Origin of the sequence: Dactylosporangium fulvum (genome assembly GCF_025137375.1) — a bacterium.
Classification (GTDB): domain Bacteria; phylum Actinomycetota; class Actinomycetes; order Mycobacteriales; family Micromonosporaceae; genus Dactylosporangium; species Dactylosporangium fulvum.
In genome coordinates, this window is record NZ_CP073720.1 from 10,138,941 (window position 1) to 10,155,647 (window position 16,707).

The 16,707-nt window shown below is 70.6% G+C and carries 14 protein-coding genes; 5 read left to right on the forward strand and 9 right to left on the reverse strand.

Features of this window, described 5'->3' with window-relative positions:
• Positions 1-130: 130 nt before the first annotated feature.
• From purB to Dfulv_RS46765, 3 genes are all read right to left on the reverse strand, one after another.
• A complete protein-coding gene (purB, locus tag Dfulv_RS46755; RefSeq protein WP_259860235.1) occupies positions 131-1,561 on the reverse strand; it encodes an adenylosuccinate lyase in 1,431 nt (476 codons plus the stop codon).
• A gap of 38 nt (positions 1,562-1,599) precedes the next feature.
• Entirely contained in the window at positions 1,600-3,201 is a 1,602-nt protein-coding gene (locus Dfulv_RS46760) for a sugar ABC transporter permease (RefSeq protein ID WP_259860236.1), read from the reverse strand.
• A gap of 83 nt (positions 3,202-3,284) precedes the next feature.
• On the reverse strand, positions 3,285-4,559 hold the full coding sequence (locus Dfulv_RS46765) for an acetyl-CoA C-acetyltransferase (protein ID WP_259860237.1): 1,275 nt from the start codon (positions 4,557-4,559) through the stop codon (positions 3,285-3,287).
• A 92-nt stretch (positions 4,560-4,651) separates the two neighbouring features.
• Between Dfulv_RS46765 and Dfulv_RS46770 the strand changes: the two genes are divergently transcribed.
• From Dfulv_RS46770 to Dfulv_RS46790, 5 genes are read left to right on the forward strand one after another with little or no spacing between them, the layout of a single operon-like run.
• Complete coding sequence (locus Dfulv_RS46770) at positions 4,652-5,968, forward strand: 3-oxoacyl-ACP reductase (protein WP_259860238.1); 1,317 nt, start codon at positions 4,652-4,654, stop codon at positions 5,966-5,968.
• Positions 5,968-6,864, forward strand: coding sequence for a MaoC/PaaZ C-terminal domain-containing protein (locus Dfulv_RS46775; RefSeq protein WP_259860239.1), 897 nt, complete (start codon positions 5,968-5,970; stop codon positions 6,862-6,864). The genes Dfulv_RS46770 and Dfulv_RS46775 overlap by 1 nt, the downstream gene beginning before the upstream one ends.
• A 43-nt stretch (positions 6,865-6,907) precedes the next feature.
• Positions 6,908-9,271 carry a hypothetical protein gene (locus tag Dfulv_RS46780; protein WP_259860240.1) on the forward strand — a complete coding sequence of 788 codons (2,364 nt, stop codon included), beginning with the start codon at positions 6,908-6,910 and terminating at the stop codon, positions 9,269-9,271.
• Between the two features lie 58 nt (positions 9,272-9,329).
• Positions 9,330-10,487, forward strand: a complete 1,158-nt coding sequence (gene rffA / locus Dfulv_RS46785) for a dTDP-4-amino-4,6-dideoxygalactose transaminase (protein WP_259860241.1) — start codon at positions 9,330-9,332, stop codon at positions 10,485-10,487.
• 10 nt (positions 10,488-10,497) lie between these two features.
• Positions 10,498-10,950 carry a GtrA family protein gene (locus Dfulv_RS46790; RefSeq protein WP_259860242.1) on the forward strand — a complete coding sequence of 151 codons (453 nt, stop codon included), beginning with the start codon at positions 10,498-10,500 and terminating at the stop codon, positions 10,948-10,950.
• A gap of 24 nt (positions 10,951-10,974) precedes the next feature.
• Here the strand turns inward: Dfulv_RS46790 and Dfulv_RS46795 are convergent, their stop codons facing one another.
• The 6 genes from Dfulv_RS46795 to Dfulv_RS46820 form a co-directional block, all read right to left on the reverse strand.
• A complete protein-coding gene (locus Dfulv_RS46795; RefSeq protein WP_259860243.1) occupies positions 10,975-11,913 on the reverse strand; it encodes a glycosyltransferase family 2 protein in 939 nt (312 codons plus the stop codon).
• An 89-nt stretch (positions 11,914-12,002) separates the two neighbouring features.
• The gene (locus Dfulv_RS46800) at positions 12,003-13,250 is read right to left on the reverse strand and encodes an acyl-CoA reductase (protein ID WP_259860244.1); all 1,248 of its coding nucleotides are present in this window, start codon (positions 13,248-13,250) and stop codon (positions 12,003-12,005) included.
• Positions 13,247-14,296, reverse strand: a complete 1,050-nt coding sequence (locus Dfulv_RS46805; RefSeq protein WP_259860245.1) for a LuxE/PaaK family acyltransferase — start codon at positions 14,294-14,296, stop codon at positions 13,247-13,249. The genes Dfulv_RS46800 and Dfulv_RS46805 overlap by 4 nt, the downstream gene beginning before the upstream one ends.
• A complete protein-coding gene (locus tag Dfulv_RS46810; RefSeq protein ID WP_259860246.1) occupies positions 14,293-15,669 on the reverse strand; it encodes an AMP-binding protein in 1,377 nt (458 codons plus the stop codon). The genes Dfulv_RS46805 and Dfulv_RS46810 overlap by 4 nt, the downstream gene beginning before the upstream one ends.
• On the reverse strand, positions 15,666-16,418 hold the full coding sequence (locus tag Dfulv_RS46815; protein WP_259860247.1) for an SDR family NAD(P)-dependent oxidoreductase: 753 nt from the start codon (positions 16,416-16,418) through the stop codon (positions 15,666-15,668). Before Dfulv_RS46815 ends, Dfulv_RS46810 begins: the two co-directional genes overlap by 4 nt.
• On the reverse strand, positions 16,402-16,647 hold the full coding sequence (locus tag Dfulv_RS46820) for an acyl carrier protein (protein WP_259860248.1): 246 nt from the start codon (positions 16,645-16,647) through the stop codon (positions 16,402-16,404). Before Dfulv_RS46820 ends, Dfulv_RS46815 begins: the two co-directional genes overlap by 17 nt.
• Positions 16,648-16,707 lie beyond the last annotated feature (60 nt).

Below are 16,707 nucleotides of genomic sequence, written 5' to 3' on the forward strand. Positions count from 1 at the left end.
GACACGAGCCTACCGGGCGGGACAACGCCGCAGATCACCGGCCGTGACCCGGCATAGTCGATCTTGTGACGCGGTCCGAAACATCGCCCACCACGCATCTTAGCGGCCTCCCGGAGAACCAAGATCGGCGTCAAAGAATGGGCGGCGGCACGTACGCAGCGGCTTCCGGGTGCCGGGCGAGAGCCTCGTCGATCTCCGCCACCACCGCGCCGACCTGGGCGGATGCGGCGCCGATGAATACCGATGGGTCCGCTACCAGGGCTTCCACCTCGGGCCGGGACAACCGCAGCCGCTCGTCGTCGGCCAGCCGCCGGAGCAGGTCATTGTCCTGGGTGCCCTTTTCGCGCATGGCGAGCGCCACTGCCACCGCGTGCTGCTTGATCGCTTCGTGAGCATCCTCACGGCCGACGCCGTGCCCGACAGCCGCGACGAGGACCCTGGTGGTCGCGAGGAACGGCAGATAGCGATCCAGCTCACGGGCCACAACAGCGGGGTAGGCGCCGAATTCGTCCAGAACCGTCAGGAACGTGGCGAACAGTCCGTCGACCGCGAAGAACGCGTCGGGCAGCGCCACCCGGCGCACCACCGAGCAGGACACGTCGCCCTCGTTCCACTGGTCGCCGGCCAGCTCGCCGACCATCGACAGGTAACCCCGGACCACAACCGCCAGCCCGTTGACCCGCTCGCAGGAGCGCGTGTTCATCTTGTGCGGCATCGCGGACGAACCGACCTGGCCGGCCTTGAACCCCTCGGTCGCCAGCTCGTAGCCGGCCATGAGGCGGATCGTGGTCGCCAGGCTCGACGGCCCGGCCACGGCCTGCGCCAGCGCGGACACCACGTCGAGGTCGAGCGAGCGCGGGTAGACCTGCCCGACGCTCGTGAGCACGTGCCGGAAGCCGAGATGCTCGGCGACCTTCCGCTCGAGCTCCGCGACCTTGCCGGCGTCGCCCCCGAACAGGTCGAGCTGGTCGGCGGCCGTGCCGACCGGGCCCTTGATGCCGCGGAGCGGATAGCGCTCCAGCAGGTTTTCGATCCGTCGGTACGCGATGAGGAGTTCCTCCGCCGCACTCGCGAACCGCTTGCCGAGCGTCGTGGCCTGTGCCGGGACGTTGTGCGACCGCCCGACCATCACCAGCTCGTCGTATTGCCGGGCGCGCGCCGCGAGCCGGGCGAGTGCGGCGACCATCCGATCCCGGACCAGCTCCAGCGACTTGCGGATCTGCAGCTGCTCGACGTTCTCGGTGAGGTCGCGCGAGGTCATCCCCTTGTGGATGTGCTCGTGGCCGGCGAGCTCGGAGAACTCCTCGATGCGCGCCTTGACGTCGTGCCTGGTGACCCGCTCGCGCTCGGCGATGCTGACCAGGTCGACGTCGTCGACGACCCGCTCGTAGTCCTCGACGACCCCGTCGGGCACGGGCACCCCGAGATCCCGCTGCGCGGTCAGCACCGCGAGCCAGAGCCGCCGCTCGAGGCGGACCTTCTCCTCCGGCGACCAGATGGCGACCAGCTCGGGAGAGGCGTATCGGGAGGCGAGCACGTCGGGAATCCGCGGTTTGTTCACGGGGCCCATTCTGCCTGCCGGGTCCGGCAGGAACCGTGTCAGGTGCGAGGTGGGTGGTCGCGCTCGGGCCGGCCGACCCGCAGCGCCACGCGGTCGAGGTACAGCAACTGGGCGGCGATGCCCAGCAGCAGAAACAGCAGGAGCATCGGCAGCGGGAGCAGCCGGCCGTACGGCAGCCGGTCGAGGTCGAACGTCTGGAGGACCTCCAGCAGCAGGAGATGGGCCGTCTTGTGGCGGCTGGTCGCGGAGATCAACGGCCACAGCAGGTCTTGCGCCTGGGCCACCCAGGTCACCAGGTACGCCAGCCCGAGCATCGGCAGGGCCGGGAGGACAAGGCTCGACCACGGGGCCGGGCGGTTCTCCTGCCGGAGGGTCTCGCGGCGCAGCGCCTGACCCCGGAACACCAGCGCCAGGATGAACAGCGCCGGGATCGCCACCCGCGACGGCGGGATCAGACCGATGAACGAGTTCAGCCGGCCCGCGGTGGCCCCGGCGGCGTAGGCGCGCAGGGCCAGCGGGGCGATGCCGACGAACAGGAAGAGGCCGAACGGCAGCAGCAGCCACTCGCTGTGCCGGCCCAGGGGGCGCAGGCCGCTGATGCCGAACGCCGCGAGCGCCGCCACCGTGACCCCGACGAGGGTGGACACCAGCGGGGGCAGCCAGGTGTTGCCCCAGGTGGAGTCGTCGACCGGTGACGGGTTGGTGATGTCGGACAGCCATGGCCACAGGCCGAACCCGGTGCCGACCAGCACGACGACCAGCAGGATCCCGCCGACGACCCAGGGCGTGGGGCTCTTCGCCGGGACGGGCTCCGGCGAAGAGCCGTCCACCTCGAGGCGCAGACCGGTCAGCACGATGATCACGGTTGCGGCGAGGCCGAAGAGCATCAGCGGGAGCAGCGCCGTGACGGAGACGGCCGCGCCCACGCCGAAGTTGAGTATCCGGAACGACGTGTCGAACATCAGCCGGGCCGGAGTCCCGGGGGACGAGGTGCCGAAGCCTTCGATGTGGGAGTACGTGAACTCCTGCAGCCCGGCGGCGAGGACCGCGAGGACCGCGAGCAGCGCCGCGACGCCCACGGCGGGCCACGGGCTGCGGGTGGGGTCGCGGCGCCGGAAGGCCGCGAGGTAGACGACGACCCCGGCGGCCGAGACGAGGCCGAAGGTGCCCAGCCAGTAGATCAGCCGGACCTCGGGCCGGCCGTCGTCGGTCAGGTCACGCGCGCGGTGCGCGAGCGCGACGGCCATCGGGGCGAAAGCGGCGAGCGGGATGATCAGCAGCGCCCGGGTCACCCACCGGCCGGCGCGCCCGGCGCGGGCGGCGGCCCAGGCCAGGGCCGGCGCGAGAAACAGCACCAGGACGAGCGGCACGGCGGCGAGGCTCAGCCCGAAGAGGAGACTGCTGCCCAGGCCCACGTCGAACGCTTTCGTGTAGTTGTCGAAGCCGACGCTCTCGTCGCCGGGGTTGAACCGCAGGCCGGTGAACCGGTTGAAGCTGGACCGGAACGTCCAGAGGGTCGGCTCCACATAACTCGTGAGCAGCAGCACGAACGCCGGCAGGACAAGCACGAGGCCGACGACCGTCTGCCAGGCGGGTCGCGGTGTGGCCGGACGGAGCATGGTGGGCTGGATGCCGGTCATGTCTCCACGATATTGGCGACGACCGTTCCCCGCTGATTGAAGACGCCCGCCCTCCGCCGCGGCGAGCGCCGACGCGGCGAAGGTCAGCGGGAGAGGATGGCGGTCATGCCCTGCCCGCCGGCCGCGCAGATCGAGATCAGACCGCGGCCCTGGCCTCGCTCGGCGAGGAGTTTCGCCAGGGTGGCCACGAGCCGGCCGCCGGTGGCCGCAAACGGGTGACCGGTCGCCAGCGACGAGCCGTTGACGTTGAGGCGCGACCGGTCGATCGGGCCCAGTGGCTCGTCGAGGCCCAGGCGGTCCTTGCAGAACGCCGGGTCCTCCCACGCCTTCAGGGTGGCCAGGACCTGGGACGCGAACGCCTCGTGGATCTCGTAGAACTCGAAGTCCTGGAGCCTGAGCCCGGCCCGGGCGAGCATCCGCGGCACCGCGTAGGCCGGGGCCATGAGCAGCCCGTCGTCGCCGTGCACGAAGTCGACGGCGGCGGCCTCGGCGGTGTCGAAGTAGGCCAGCACCGGCAGGTTCCGGGCGGCCGCCCAGGCCTCGGACGCCAGCAGTACCACCGCCGCACCATCGGTCAGGGCGGACGAGTTGCCGGCCGTCATGGTCGCCGACGGGCCCTTGCCGAAGACCGGCTTCAGCTTGCCCAGCCGCTCCAGCGTGGTGTCCGGACGCAGGGTCTGGTCGCGGGTGAGGCCGAGGTACGGCGTGACGAGGTCGTCGAAGAACCCGCGCTCGTAGGCGGCCGCGAGGTTGTGGTGCGAGGCCAGCGCGAGCTCGTCCTGCTCGGCACGGGGCACGCCGAAGTCGACGGCGGTCAACGCGGCGGAGTCGCCCATCGACAGCCCGGTCCGCGGCTCAGCGTTGCGCGGGATGTCCGGCTTGAGCTGGGTCGGGCGGAGTTTGCTCACCGCGCGCAACCGGGCGCCCAGCGAGCGGGCCCGGTTGAGCTCCATGAAGATCCGCCGCATGTCCTCGTTGACTCCGAGGGGCGCGTCGGAGGTCGTGTCGACCCCGCCCGCGATGCCGGCCTCGATCTGCCCGAGCGCGATCTTGTTCGCCACGAGGACGGCCGCCTCGAGACCGGTCCCGCAGGCCTGCTGGACGTCGTACGCCGGAGTTCGCGGGTCGAGGCGCGATCCGAGCACGGATTCCCGCGTCAGGTTGAAGTCGCGGCTGTGCTTGAGCACCGCACCGGCGGCGACCTCGCCGAGCCGCTCCCCGGCCAGGCCGAACCGCGCCACGAGTCCGTCTATAGCGGCGGTCAGCATGTCCTGGTTTGATGCAGTGGCATAGGCGCTGCCCGAGCGCGCAAAAGGAATGCGATTACCGCCGACGATCGCGACTCGAACCGGGGCCATCGATGTCTCCTTCCCGACGCGCCAGGGCATCCTGAACGTTACCCTACTCACGAGTAGGGTATCGCGTTTGTTGTGACTGGGGAGGCACTGCAATGTCCGATCGCTACGCCAACTTCGCCCACTCGGGCGCCGGGCGGTTGCTCGTCAAACGCCTCGGCCTGCCCGATCCGCCAAGGCTGCGCCGCCACAGTGCGGGTGACCCGGTGCTGGCCGGACCCGCGCTCATCGGCGGCTCCGGGCGGCTCGTCGAACCGATTCACAAGGTCATCGAAGGACTGCCGAAGGCGGAGGGCGGCGACCGCAACGCCGCCCTGATCTTCGACGCCACCGCCGTCGTCGACACCGCCGGGCTCCGCGCGCTCTACGACTTCTTCCATCCGGTCATCCGCTCGCTCACCCCGTCCGGACGGGTCGTCGTCCTCGGCAGCCCGCCCGAGCTGTGCGCGAACGCCCGCGAGGCGACCGCGCAGCGCGCACTGGAGGGCTTCGTCCGCTCGGTCGGCAAGGAAGTCGGCCGCGGCTCCACCGCGCAATTGCTGTACGTCGCGCCCGGCGCCGAGGACGCGATCGAGTCGACCCTGCGGTTCCTGCTCTCGGGCCGGTCGGCGTACGTCTCGGGGCAGGTCGTCCACATCGGCCCGGCGAGCGTCGACGTGCCCGAGGACTGGGAGCAGCCGCTCGTCGGCAAGACGGCGATCGTGACCGGTGCCGCCCGGGGCATCGGCGCGGCGATCGCCGAGGTGCTCACCCGCGACGGCGCGCACGTCGTCTGCCTCGACGTGCCGGCCGCCGGCGAGGACCTGAGCCGGGTCGCCAACGAGCTCAAGGGCACGGCGCTGCAACTCGACCTGACCGTGGAGGACGCGCCGCGCCGGCTCGCCGACTTCATCGCGACGCGGCACGTGCACGCCGACGTGTTCGTCCACAACGCCGGAATCACCCGCGACAAGACGCTCGGCCGCATGGACGAGCAGCAGTGGCAATCGGTGCTCGACGTCAACCTGTCCAGCCAGGAGCGGATCAACGACGTCCTGCTGGCCGAGAACCTGCTCGGCGGCAACGGCCGCATCGTCTCGGTCTCCTCGGTGTCCGGCATCGCCGGCAACCGCGGCCAGACCAACTACGCGACGTCGAAGGCCGGCGTGATCGGCCTGGTCAAGGCCAACGCGGCCGCGGTCGCCGCGCGCGGGCTCACCCTCAACGGGGTCGCGCCGGGTTTCATCGAGACGAAGATGACCGCCGCCATGCCGATGTTCGTCCGCGAGGCGGGCCGCCGGATGAACAGCATGTCGCAGGGCGGCCTGCCGGTGGACGTGGCCGAGACCATCGCGTGGCTGGCCAATCCCGCATCGGGCGGGGTCAGCGGCAACGTCATCCGGGTCTGCGGCCAGAGCCTCCTGGGGGCCTGATGGGGACGGAAACCGTGGAGCTGGACCGCCCGCCGCGGCTGGGCCCGCTCTACCGGGCGGCGGCGCTGCGCCGCGGCACGTCCGCCGATCCGCGGCTGCCCGGACGTGCGCTGGTGCTGCGGGGCGTGCGGGTCGACCGCGAGCGCCTGGCCGAATACGACCGGGTGTGCGGGTTCCGCTTGCGTGACGAGCTGCCCGCCACCTACCCGCACGTCCTGGCGTTCCCCCTCGCCCTGACCCTGATGACCGGCGCCGACTTCCCGTTCCCGCTGCTCGGCCTCGTGCACGTCGAGAACCGCATCCAGGTCCTCCGGCCGCTGCTGTCCTCGGATGCGTTTGACGTGGCAGTACGGGCTGAGGCGCTGCGCCCGCACGACCGCGGCACCCAACTGGACGTCGTCGCGACCGCCACGATCGCCGACGAGCCGGTCTGGAGCTCCCGCTCGACGTACCTGCGCCGGACCGGCACCGGTCCGGACCGCTCGAAGCCGGACGGACCGAAGGAACGGGCCCAGCCGCCCCGTCCCAGCGCGACGTGGCGGGTCCCACGGCGGACCGGCCCCGACTACGCCGCGGTGTCCGGCGACCGCAATCCCATCCACACGTCGCGGCTGCTGGCCAAGGCGTTCGGCTTCCCGCGCACGATCGCCCACGGCATGTGGACCAAGGCGCGCTGCCTGGCGGCACTGGAGGGCCGCCTGCCGGACACGTACGAGGTGCACGTCGCCTTCAAATTGCCGATCCTCCTACCCGCAACGGTCGGTTTCAGCACCGCGACCGATGGTGCAGGGTGGACGATCGGGGTGCACGACACACGGACCGGCAAACCGCACCTGACCGGCTCGGTCGACACCGTCGAGGGGGGTCACGGCATCGGGCCGCCGCCGGACCGGTGACCGTGCGTGCACTCCTTCACTGTGTCCGGGGGGCCCGAAGACCGTGCAGACGCCCATCGAGGCCACCCTCGCGGAGGGCAACAACGCCGCGCCGGCCGACACGCAGGCCACCGCCGGCCGGCGGCGCCTCCTGACGGCCGGCCGGCTGCCGCCGGCGGTGTTGCTCGTCGCGACGGTCGCGGTCCTCTGGTGCTACGAGGTCCCGCCCGCCACGACCGCGGTCTTCGCGCTCTACCTGGTGCTGGGCATCACCCTGCCCGGCACCCTGTGGTGGCGGTGCTTCCAGCGGGGGCGCGGCTGGTTCGTCGCCGACGTCGCCGCCGGCCTGGCGCTCGGCTACGTCGGCGAGGTCTTCTGCTACGTCGCGGCCCGCCTGCTCGGGCAGCCGCTGCTCGTGCTCGTCTGGCCGCTCGCCACGGTGGCGCTGTTCGCGGCCGTGCCCGGCCTTCGCCGCTACTGGCGCAGCGATCCGGGCGCCGATCGGCCGCCGCCGCTGTGGCGCTGGTGCATGACCGGGCTGGCGGCGGTCCCGCTGCTGTGGAGCGTCAAGTTCTACCGGATCTACGGGCTGCGCTTCCCGTACAACTCGGCGCCCGACACCGACTCGACGTTTCACCTCGCGCTGCTCGGCGAGGCGAAGCACCACATGCCGATGGTCGTGCCGTGGGTCACCGACGAGCCGCTGTACTACCACTGGTTCGTCTACCCGGAGATGGCGGCGACGAGCTGGGTCACCGGCATCGAGCCCAACGTGCTGCTGCTGCGGCTGTCGATGCTGCCGATGCTGATGGCGTTCACGGTGCTCGTGGGGCTGCTCGCGCGCAAGCTCACCGGGCGCTGGTGGACCTCGGTGGCGGCGTCGGGGGTGACGCTGTTCGTGCTGTCGCCCCACCCGTATCAGTGGCGGGTCGGCGAGTTCTACCGCAATCTCGCGTTCAGCGGCCTCGACGACGGCTCCTCGCTGCGGCTCACGGTCTGGACCGGGCCGACGCAGACGTTCGGCGCGCTGCTGTTCGTGCCGCTCACCCTCGTGCTGGTCGACCTGCTGCGCGACCACCGCGACGGGCGCCGCTGGGCGCTCTTCACGCTGCTGCTCGCCGGGGTCATGGGCGGCAAGGCGACCTACGTTCCGCTGCTGCTCTGCGGCCTGCTCCTCGTCGTCGCCGTGGAGCTGCTCCTCCACCGCCGGCTCCACCGCGGCGCGCTGATCGCGCTCGGCCCGGCCGTCGCCGCGCTCGCCTTCTCCCAGCTCGTCCTCTTCGGCGCGACGAGCCAGGGCACCGCGCTCAAGCCGCTCACCGACGTGGTCACCGGCGGCCTGGGCATCAGCACCGGCTACTCCACCGGTGAGGTCACCGGCCGCCTGCTCGTGCTCGCCGCGCTCACGGTCTTCGCGTGGGTGTGCATCTGGGCAGGGCTGGCCGGCCTGTTCCGCCGGCGCCTGCTCACCCCGGAGCTCATCGTCCTCATCGGCATCGGGATCAGCGGCGCCGCGGCCACGATGCTGACCGGTCAGTCCGGCGACAGTCAGCGGTTCTTCCTCGAGGCGGCCCGCCCGTACCTGTCGGTCGCCGCGGTCGCCGGACTGGTCGCGCTGCTGCCGGCCGGACGGATGACGGTGCGCCGGGCGCTGCCCCTGCTCGGCGTGGCGCTGCTCGGCATCGTGGTCGTCCAGGTGATCCAGAGCTCCGGGCGCAGCTCCGTGCCGAACGTCCGCAACACCGGGTCGTACGGCAACCTCACCCGCGCGATCGTCCTGCCTCACGTCGCTCTGCTCGTGTTCGCCGTGGTGTTCCTGGTCGCGCTGCTGGTGGCCCGCCGGTGGCTGCCGATCACGCGGGGCACGGCCGCGGCGCTCGTGGTGGCGCTGCTGGCCGGCTACGGGCTCAACACGACCATGCAGAACGTCTACCTCGTGCTGCAGGAGTCGCGGCAAGGCGGCTGGCGCAACGTCATCCACGGCTCGCCGCTGGTCTCCGAGGGCACGCTCGAGGCCGGGCGCTGGCTACGCGACCACTCCTCACCCGACGACCTCGTGGCGACCAACGCGCATTGCGTCACCCTCGAGGGACGGTGCAGCAATCTACACTTCTCGATGACTGCGTACAGTGAGCGCCGCATGCTCGTCGAGGGTTGGGGCTTCTCGACCACCGCACACGAGGAGGCCGCCCGGCTCGACACCTGGGTCGGCGGCGTCCCTTACTGGAAGCCGCAGATTCTGGCCGACAACGACGCCGTGTTCGAGGATCCATCGCCCGAAACGGTGGACGTGCTCCGCGACCGATACCGGATACGTTGGCTTCTCGTTGACGAGACGCAGAGCAACGTCTCGCCGATCCTTTCGACCTTCGCTACCGAACGTTATCGGTCAGGGGTCTGCGTCGTGTACGAGCTGCCCCGTTCCTGAACTGGCCGCCCGGGCGTACCAAACCCGCACAACCGCAGCATCCGTTAGGTAGGCTCCAGTGATCCCCACGAACCAGCTCACGGTTCCATTCAACAAGGGCTATCTGACCGGCGATGAGGCCGGCTACATGCGGCAGGCGATGACAAGTGGTCCGATGACGGGCGACGGCCCGTTCACCAAGCGGGCCAGCGCACTGCTGACCGAGATCATCGGCGCCCGGCAGGCGCTGCTCACGACCTCGTGCACACACGCGCTCGACATGACCGCGCTGCTGCTCGACCTGGAACCCGGCGACGAGGTGATCGTCCCGTCGTTCACGTTCTGCTCCACCGCCAACGCCTACGCGCTGCGTGGTGCCGTGCCCGTGTTCGTCGATTGCCGGCCCGACACCCTCAACCTCGACGAGCGGCAGGTCGAGGCGGCGGTCACCGAGCGCACCAAGGCGATCGTCGTGGTCCACTACGCGGGCGTCGGCGTCGAGATGGAGGTCATCAACGCGATCGCCCAGAAGCACGACCTCGTCGTGATCGAGGACAACGCGCACGGCCTCGGCGGCACCAACCGCGGGCGCAACCTCGGCTCGATCGGCGCGATGGCCACGCAGAGCTTCCACGAGACCAAAAACGTCCAGTGCGGCGAGGGCGGGGCGTTGGTCTTCAACGACGACCGCTACTTCGAGCGCGCCGAGATCATCCGGGAGAAGGGCACCAACCGTGCCCAGTTCTTCCGCGGCATGGTCGACAAGTACCGCTGGATCGACGTCGGCTCGTCCTACCTGCCGTCCGACCTGCTGGCCGCGTTCCTCACCGCGCAGCTGGAGCACTTCGACGAGATCCAGCGCCGCCGTCAGCGCGTCTGGACCAGCTACCACGAGCGGCTCGCGGCCTGGGCTGCCGAGCACGACGTGGTCCAGCCGACCGTGCCGGAAGACCGCGAACATCCCGCGCACCTCTACTACCTGCTGCTGCCCGACCTGGAGAGCCGCCAGAGCATGCTCAAGCACATGCTGAGCCACGGAGTGCTCGGCACGTTCCACTACCAGCCGCTGCACCTGTCACCGGCCGGCCAGCAGTACGGCAGGGTCGGCCCGCAGGGCTGCCCGGTGACCGAGGACGTCGCCGACCGGCTGCTGCGCCTGCCGCTCTACGCCGGCATGACCGACGCCGACATCGACACCGTGATCGCCACGGTCGAGACGTTCCGGCCACGCGGATAACCCGGTCGCCATGGTCGCGGAGCAACAGGCGGGTGAGAAGTCCGCACCGGCCCGGCCATGGCTCATCCGCACGATCATCACGTTGGCCGGCGATCGCCGCGTCCGCTATCTCACGGTCGGCGGCGTCTCGTCGGTGTCGTACTACGTCTGCTTCGCGGGCATCTACCTGATCACCCGCGATCACCTGCACTACCTGGTGCCGACGGTGATCGCCAACTTCCTGTGCGCGCTCGTGACGTATCCGCTGCAGCGCCGCTTCGTGTTCCGGTCGACGGGGCGGGTCGTCTCCGGCTTCGTCAGGTTCTACCTGGTGTGCCTGTGGGCGCTGGCCTACACGTTCATCGGCCTGCCGGTGCTGGTCGAGCTCGTGCACATCCCGGTGCTGATCGCGCAGGCGATCCTGATCGTGACCGCGCCGATCATCAACTACCAGCTGAGCAAGCTCTGGGTCTTCCGCCGCTGACGCCGTCGAACGCGTCAGCGGCGCTCAGCGCGGCGGATCGGCGGCCCGGTTGATGTGCTCGCGGATGACGTAGGTGGGGCGGCCCATGCCGTGGGAGTGGACCCGGCCGAGATACTCACCGAGCACGCCGATGCCGATGAGCTGCGCCGAAGAGAAGATCGCGACCAGTGAGGCGAGCGTCGTAAAGCCCGCGACCGTGGTGTCGCCGTGGAAGTACTGCCAGACGAGGCGGATCGTCAGCAGCAGGCCGCAGACGCCGATCAGGGAACCCAGGTAGGTGACCATCCGCAAGGGCTTGGTCGAATAGCCCAGGATCATGTTGATCGCGTGCTTCATGAGCGAGCGGAACGTGAAACCGGACGCGCCCTCACTGCGCTGATCCATGCGCACCGACACCGAGCCGACCCTGGTCGTGGTCCACGACAGCACGATGTCGACCGACACGTGCGGCCCGCTGACCTGGTCGAAGCCGGACCGCAGGAAGGTGCGGAAGATGCGCAGCGCGCCCAGCACGTCGGCGTTGGGAATGCCCATCGTGCGGCCCATGACCAGCGTCTTGGCACCCCAGGAGGTCAGGTTGCGGACGGCACCGTGCTCCTCGACCTCGGAGACCGCATACACCACGTCGAGGTCGTCGGTGAGGGCGTCGACAAGCTTCGGCAACTCCTCCGGCGGGTGCTGGAGGTCGTCGTCCATCGTGATGATGCGGTCGTACGTCGCCGCGCGGATGCCGGCGATGAGCGCGTTGTGCTGGCCGTAGTTGCGGGCCATGCGGATCGCCTGGACGTGCTCGAACTTCCCGGCGAGCTCGCTCGCGACGCCCCAGGTGTCGTCCGTGCTGTCGACGACCAGGATCACCTCGTGATCCGGATGGATCATGGGCAGAACGCCGTTCAGGCGCTCCACGAGCGTCGGGAGGATACGCGCCGAGCGGTAGCACGGGACGACGACGGACAGAGACACCTTCGGAGGCTCCTCACAGTAACCGGGCACCTCACCCAACGCCGGTGACCACGTTTGGGACTCGCCAAAGGCTCTCTGACCGTGGTTTATCAGCCGATTCCGGTCTGGATCGTGATGATCCGGGTGAACTCGTGCAGCAGGTCGAAGCCGTCCCAGACCCCGGCGAACGTCAGCGCCTGCCCGATCGGCACGATGCGGTCGATGCCCCGGCCGGCGAGCGTGGTCACGAAGTCGTCGAGCTCCGACATGGTGAAACCGAACTGGCTGAGCGTCTGGTCCTTGCGCTGGATCGCCGGCGCCAGCTCGGCGAGCGATCCGATCGTGACGTGACAGATCGTGCCGGCCCCGAGCCAGTGCCGCTGGACCTCGCCGAGCCCGGCCAGCTCCACGTCGGCCACCGCGTTGCCGGCGAACACGACCCGGGTCGCCGCACCGGTCGCGGCCAGCCCGTAGGTGGCCACGCGCTTCTCGACGGCCATCGCGGCGTCGACCGCCCAGCCCCGCTGCCCGACCACCTCGCCCAGCAGCGTCGCGAACTCGGCCTTCGCCTCCTCGGCCGCCGCGGCGTCGCCGACCCAGAACAGGTCGCGCGGCGACGAGCAGGCCGCCTGGTCGAACCAGTAGAGGTCGTTGGCGAAGCCGTCGGCCGCCGCCCGGCGCTGGGCGGGTGTCGCCGTCTGCCACCCGGGCACCGAGATCGCCGCGAACGACGAACGGTCCGGGAACGCGAGATCACGGGTCAGCGGCCGCACCGGGTGTTTGCGGAGCAGGTTGACCGACTGGTCGCCGCCCCACAGCACCCGCAGGTCGCAGGCGCCCATGAGCGCGCCGGTGACGGCGTCGTCGCGGTCGTAGGTGACCATCCGCTGGGTCTGCGTGATCGCCGGGTGGGCGTCGGCGAGCACGTCGTTGAGCGCCTCGAGCACCGTCTGCGCGGCGCCGGCGGAGCGGTTGGAGATCCGAACGATGTTGTGGTTGCCGGCGAGGGCCGAGAGCGCCCAGGAGTACACGAAGATCGTGTCCACGTTGGCCGGCGGGAAGTGCACGGCCAGCCCGCGCGGGGCGCGGCGCCGGCCGCCGACGCCGTCACCCAGCCGCTCGACGGCCCGGGCGAGCTCACCCTTGCGGAGGAAGAAGCCCAGCGAGCCGAGCTCCGGGTGCCGGCGGGCCAGGTCGGGCTTGAGCAGCCGGCGGGAGAAGGCGATGAGGAACTCACGGACCCGCTCGTCGCCGACGACCAGCCGGCCGCCGTCGGGCTCCTGGGAGACCTCCGCGAGCAGTCGATCGACGCCGGAGACCGGCGCACCGGCGGGGAACCGCGGCTCGATGACCGTCATGCCGACCCACCCGCAAAGGTGTCGCTGCAGCCCCGGGCCTCGGCCCTCGGCAGGCGGCCGAGGATCGAGAACCGTTTGCCCGGCCAGGCGCCGTCGTCGATGCCGTTGATGACGCCGAGGTCCTCGGTGAGCAGGACGTGTCCGGGATACGACTCCGGCAGCGTGCTGACCACCTCCACCAGGCCCGGTCTGCCCGGGGGCAGCGGCTCCCACGTCTCCGGATCGCGGATGACGATGTCGGCGAAGTCGGGGCAGTAGAGCGAGTCGCCGTCGGGGCCTTCGAGGTAGACGACGCCGATCTGCTCGACCATGCCGTAGAAGTTGTGGATCCGGGTGAGGCCGGTGCCGGCTTGCAAGGCCCGGCGGAACTCGGCGTTGTCGACCTGGCGGTCGACCAGCTTCTTCCAGCCGCCGGAGTGGACCAGGACGCCGTTGCTGAGGTCGAGGCCGTTGTCGCGGGCGAGCTCGTAAAGATACAACCACACCATGAAGGTGAAGCCGAAGATCAGGAACGGCTGATCGCCGTGCGCGGCGAGGAAGCCGCGCACCGCTTCCACGTCGGGTTTGTCGTGCTCGTCGAGCACCCACACGTGGTCGCGGCCGAACGTCACCATGCCCAGCACACCGGCGCCCCGGGCGCTGAACGAGCGCCGGTTCTTGACGATCGCCGTCGAGTCGACGATGAGCATCGGCAGCCGCTTCGGCCCGAGCACCGTCTGCAGGGTCTGGCCCAGCATCCGGGTCTGCGCCGCGGCCGCCGCCTTGTCCAGGTAGATGCGGCTGACGTCGCCGGTGGTCCCGCTCGACGTGAGAACCTTGAAGACCTCGTCGTCCGGGATGCTCTTGAGCTGCCGGGTCTTGAACAGCCGGACCGGCAGCCAGGGCAGGTCGGCGACCGCCTGGTACTCGCGGCCGGGACCGTGGCCGATCGCGGCGAGGATGTTGGCGTAGGCGGCGCCGCGGGCGCGGTGCCGGTCGGTCAGCTCGACCAGCCGGGGAAGCAGCTGGGCCTCCCGCTCCGGCTGGGCCAGCGTGAAGACGTTCATCGCGCGGACTCCAACGTGCGGTAGTCGGTCTTGCCGTTGCTCAGCAGCGGCAGTGCCTCGACGCCACGGACCTCGAAGCCGGACCAGTGCAACTTGAGCCGGTCGGCGAGTTCCTGGCGGAGCCGCGTGGCATCGCCTGCGCCGTCCACGACGAAGACGACGATCTTGTCGTCGCCGGCCACCGCCGCCGCCGGGCCGGGCAGCATGCCCTCGATGTCGTCGAGGTTGAGCCGGACGCCGAAGACCTTGCCGAAGCGCTTGAGCCGGCCGTCGACGAAGAGGTAGCCGTCGGCGTCGAGGTGGCCGAGGTCGCCGGTCTCCAGCAGGCCGCCCTGGTCGTCACCGCGGGCCAGGTCGGCGGCCGTCTCGGCATAGCCGAGCATCACGTTGGGGCCCCGGTAGAGCACCTCGCCGCGCACGTCGGGCCCGGTCGACTCGGTGCCGTCCTCGAGCCGCACGCTGAGATGCCCGCCGGGCACCGCCGGGCCGACCGACCCGAGCTTCTCGGTCAACCGGTCCGCCGGCAACGTCGTGAGCCTCGGTGCGGCCTCGGTCTGGCCGTACATCACGAAGAGCCGGCCCGACACGGACTTCATGCGGCCGTGGAAGTCCTCGATGAGCTCGGTCCGCAGCCGGCCACCCGCCTGGGTGAGGGTGCGCAGGCTCGGATACTTCGCCGGGTCGAAGCGCAGGCGCCGCAGGATCTCGTATTGCGAGGGGACCAGCGCCAACGACGTCACGCCGTGCTCGGTGACGGCGGGCCAGAAGCCCCGGCCGAGCAGGCCGTCGGCCTCGACGACCACCGTCGCACCCGCGGCCAGGTGCGTGTTGAGCACCGACATGCCGAACGAGTAGTAGAACGGCAAGCTGCTTACCGTGACGTCGGCGCCGGTGATGCCGAGCGCCTCGATGATCGAGGCGGTGTTGGCCGCGATCGCGGCACGGGAGAGGCGGACCAGCTTGGGGTTGCCGGTCGAGCCCGAGGTGGCGAGCAGGACGGCCAGATCCGGATGGGGCACGGCGGCCGACGGCGTCTCGCGCTCCCACAGGGGACCGAGCCGCTCGTCCGACCTGGACCGGTAGCCCTTCGGGACGTCGCCGGGCAGGGGGCCGACGACCACGGCGGGCTCGAACCGGTCGACGAAGTCGGCCAGCGTCTCCGGCGGGAGCGTCGGGTCGAGCAGGGCCAGCGGGCGACCGGCCTCGAACGCGCTGACGTATCGCACGACGGCGTCGACCGTGGTCGGCATGGGGAGGAAGACGACACCGGGTATGACGCCGGCGTAGGCGCCGGCGGCGGAAAGTGCCGTGCCTTGCACGACGGCGCCGGTGACGGCGTCGATCAGCCGGGCGTCCGGGTGCAGCAGGGTCATACCACGAGTCCGCCGTCGACCTCGATCACCTGGCCGGTGACGAACCGGGCGCCGTCGGAGAGCAGGAACGCGACCACGTCGGCGACGTCCTCGGGCTCGCCGAGGCGGCGCAGTGCCGTGGCGGCGACCCGCTCCGCGCGGCCGGCCTCGTCGAGGGAGTCGAGCATCTCGGTCGCGATGAAGCCGGGCGCGACCGCGTTGACCCTGATGCCGGCCGGGCCGAGCTCCTTGGCGGCGGCGCGGGCGAAGCCGGCGACCGCGGCCTTGGTGGCGCCGTAGACCACCTGGCCGGCGGCGCCGGCGGTGCCCATCACGGACGAGAGCAGGACGACGGCGGGCGTGGTGCCGCGGCGCAGCAGCTTGACCGACGCCTGGACGGTGTGGGTGGCGCCGACGGCGTTGACCGCGAAGAGCCGCTCGACGGCGGCGTCGCTCATCATGCCGAGCAGGCCGGCCTCGTGGACGCCCGCGTTGACGACCAGGGCGTCGAGGCGCCGGTGCCGCTCGAAGACGAGGCGGACCATCGCCTTGACGTCGGCTGCCTGGCTGACGTCGCCGTGCACGACGAGTGGGTCTGTGCCGAACTCCGCCGCCAGCTCGTCGGCGGTCGTCTTGGCCGAGCCCTCGCGCATCCCGTGCAGGACCAGTTGGTAACCCTTGGTGGCGAGTTTGCGGGCGACCGCCCGGCCGATCCCCCGGGACGAACCGGTGACGAACGCGACCCTCGTCGCTTCAGCCGGTGAGCTCAATGCCGTGCTTCCCCAGGATCTCGACGGCCTTGTCGAAGGAGCTCAGGTCGATGACCTCGTCGGTGTCAATCATGACGTCGAACGCGTCCTCGATCTCCGCCACCAGGGTGAGATGGGCCAGCGAGTCCCACTGCTCGATGCCTCGATATTCAAGCTTGTCGACTTCAAACTCTTCCGGGAGACCCAGCGCGGTGCGAAAGGCGACACGGAGACGATCGAGGTTGCTCATCAGATCTGGGTCCTGTCCGATCAGGGCTCAAAGCCGGTCGGCCGCCACCGTCCCGAGGCG

Excerpts from the sequence above, each read along its gene's own strand:
- Dfulv_RS46760 (WP_259860236.1), bottom strand. The coding sequence starts at position 3,201 with ATGACCGGCATCCAGCCCACCATGCTCCGTCCGGCCACACCGCGACCC.
- Dfulv_RS46765 (WP_259860237.1), bottom strand. The coding sequence starts at position 4,559 with ATGGCCCCGGTTCGAGTCGCGATCGTCGGCGGTAATCGCATTCCTTTT.
- Dfulv_RS46770 (WP_259860238.1), top strand. The coding sequence starts at position 4,652 with ATGTCCGATCGCTACGCCAACTTCGCCCACTCGGGCGCCGGGCGGTTG.
- Dfulv_RS46775 (WP_259860239.1), top strand. The coding sequence starts at position 5,968 with ATGGGGACGGAAACCGTGGAGCTGGACCGCCCGCCGCGGCTGGGCCCG.
- Dfulv_RS46790 (WP_259860242.1), top strand. The coding sequence starts at position 10,498 with ATGGTCGCGGAGCAACAGGCGGGTGAGAAGTCCGCACCGGCCCGGCCA.
- Dfulv_RS46800 (WP_259860244.1), bottom strand. The coding sequence starts at position 13,250 with ATGACGGTCATCGAGCCGCGGTTCCCCGCCGGTGCGCCGGTCTCCGGC.
- Dfulv_RS46805 (WP_259860245.1), bottom strand. The coding sequence starts at position 14,296 with ATGAACGTCTTCACGCTGGCCCAGCCGGAGCGGGAGGCCCAGCTGCTT.
- Dfulv_RS46810 (WP_259860246.1), bottom strand. The coding sequence starts at position 15,669 with ATGACCCTGCTGCACCCGGACGCCCGGCTGATCGACGCCGTCACCGGC.
- Dfulv_RS46820 (WP_259860248.1), bottom strand. The coding sequence starts at position 16,647 with ATGAGCAACCTCGATCGTCTCCGTGTCGCCTTTCGCACCGCGCTGGGT.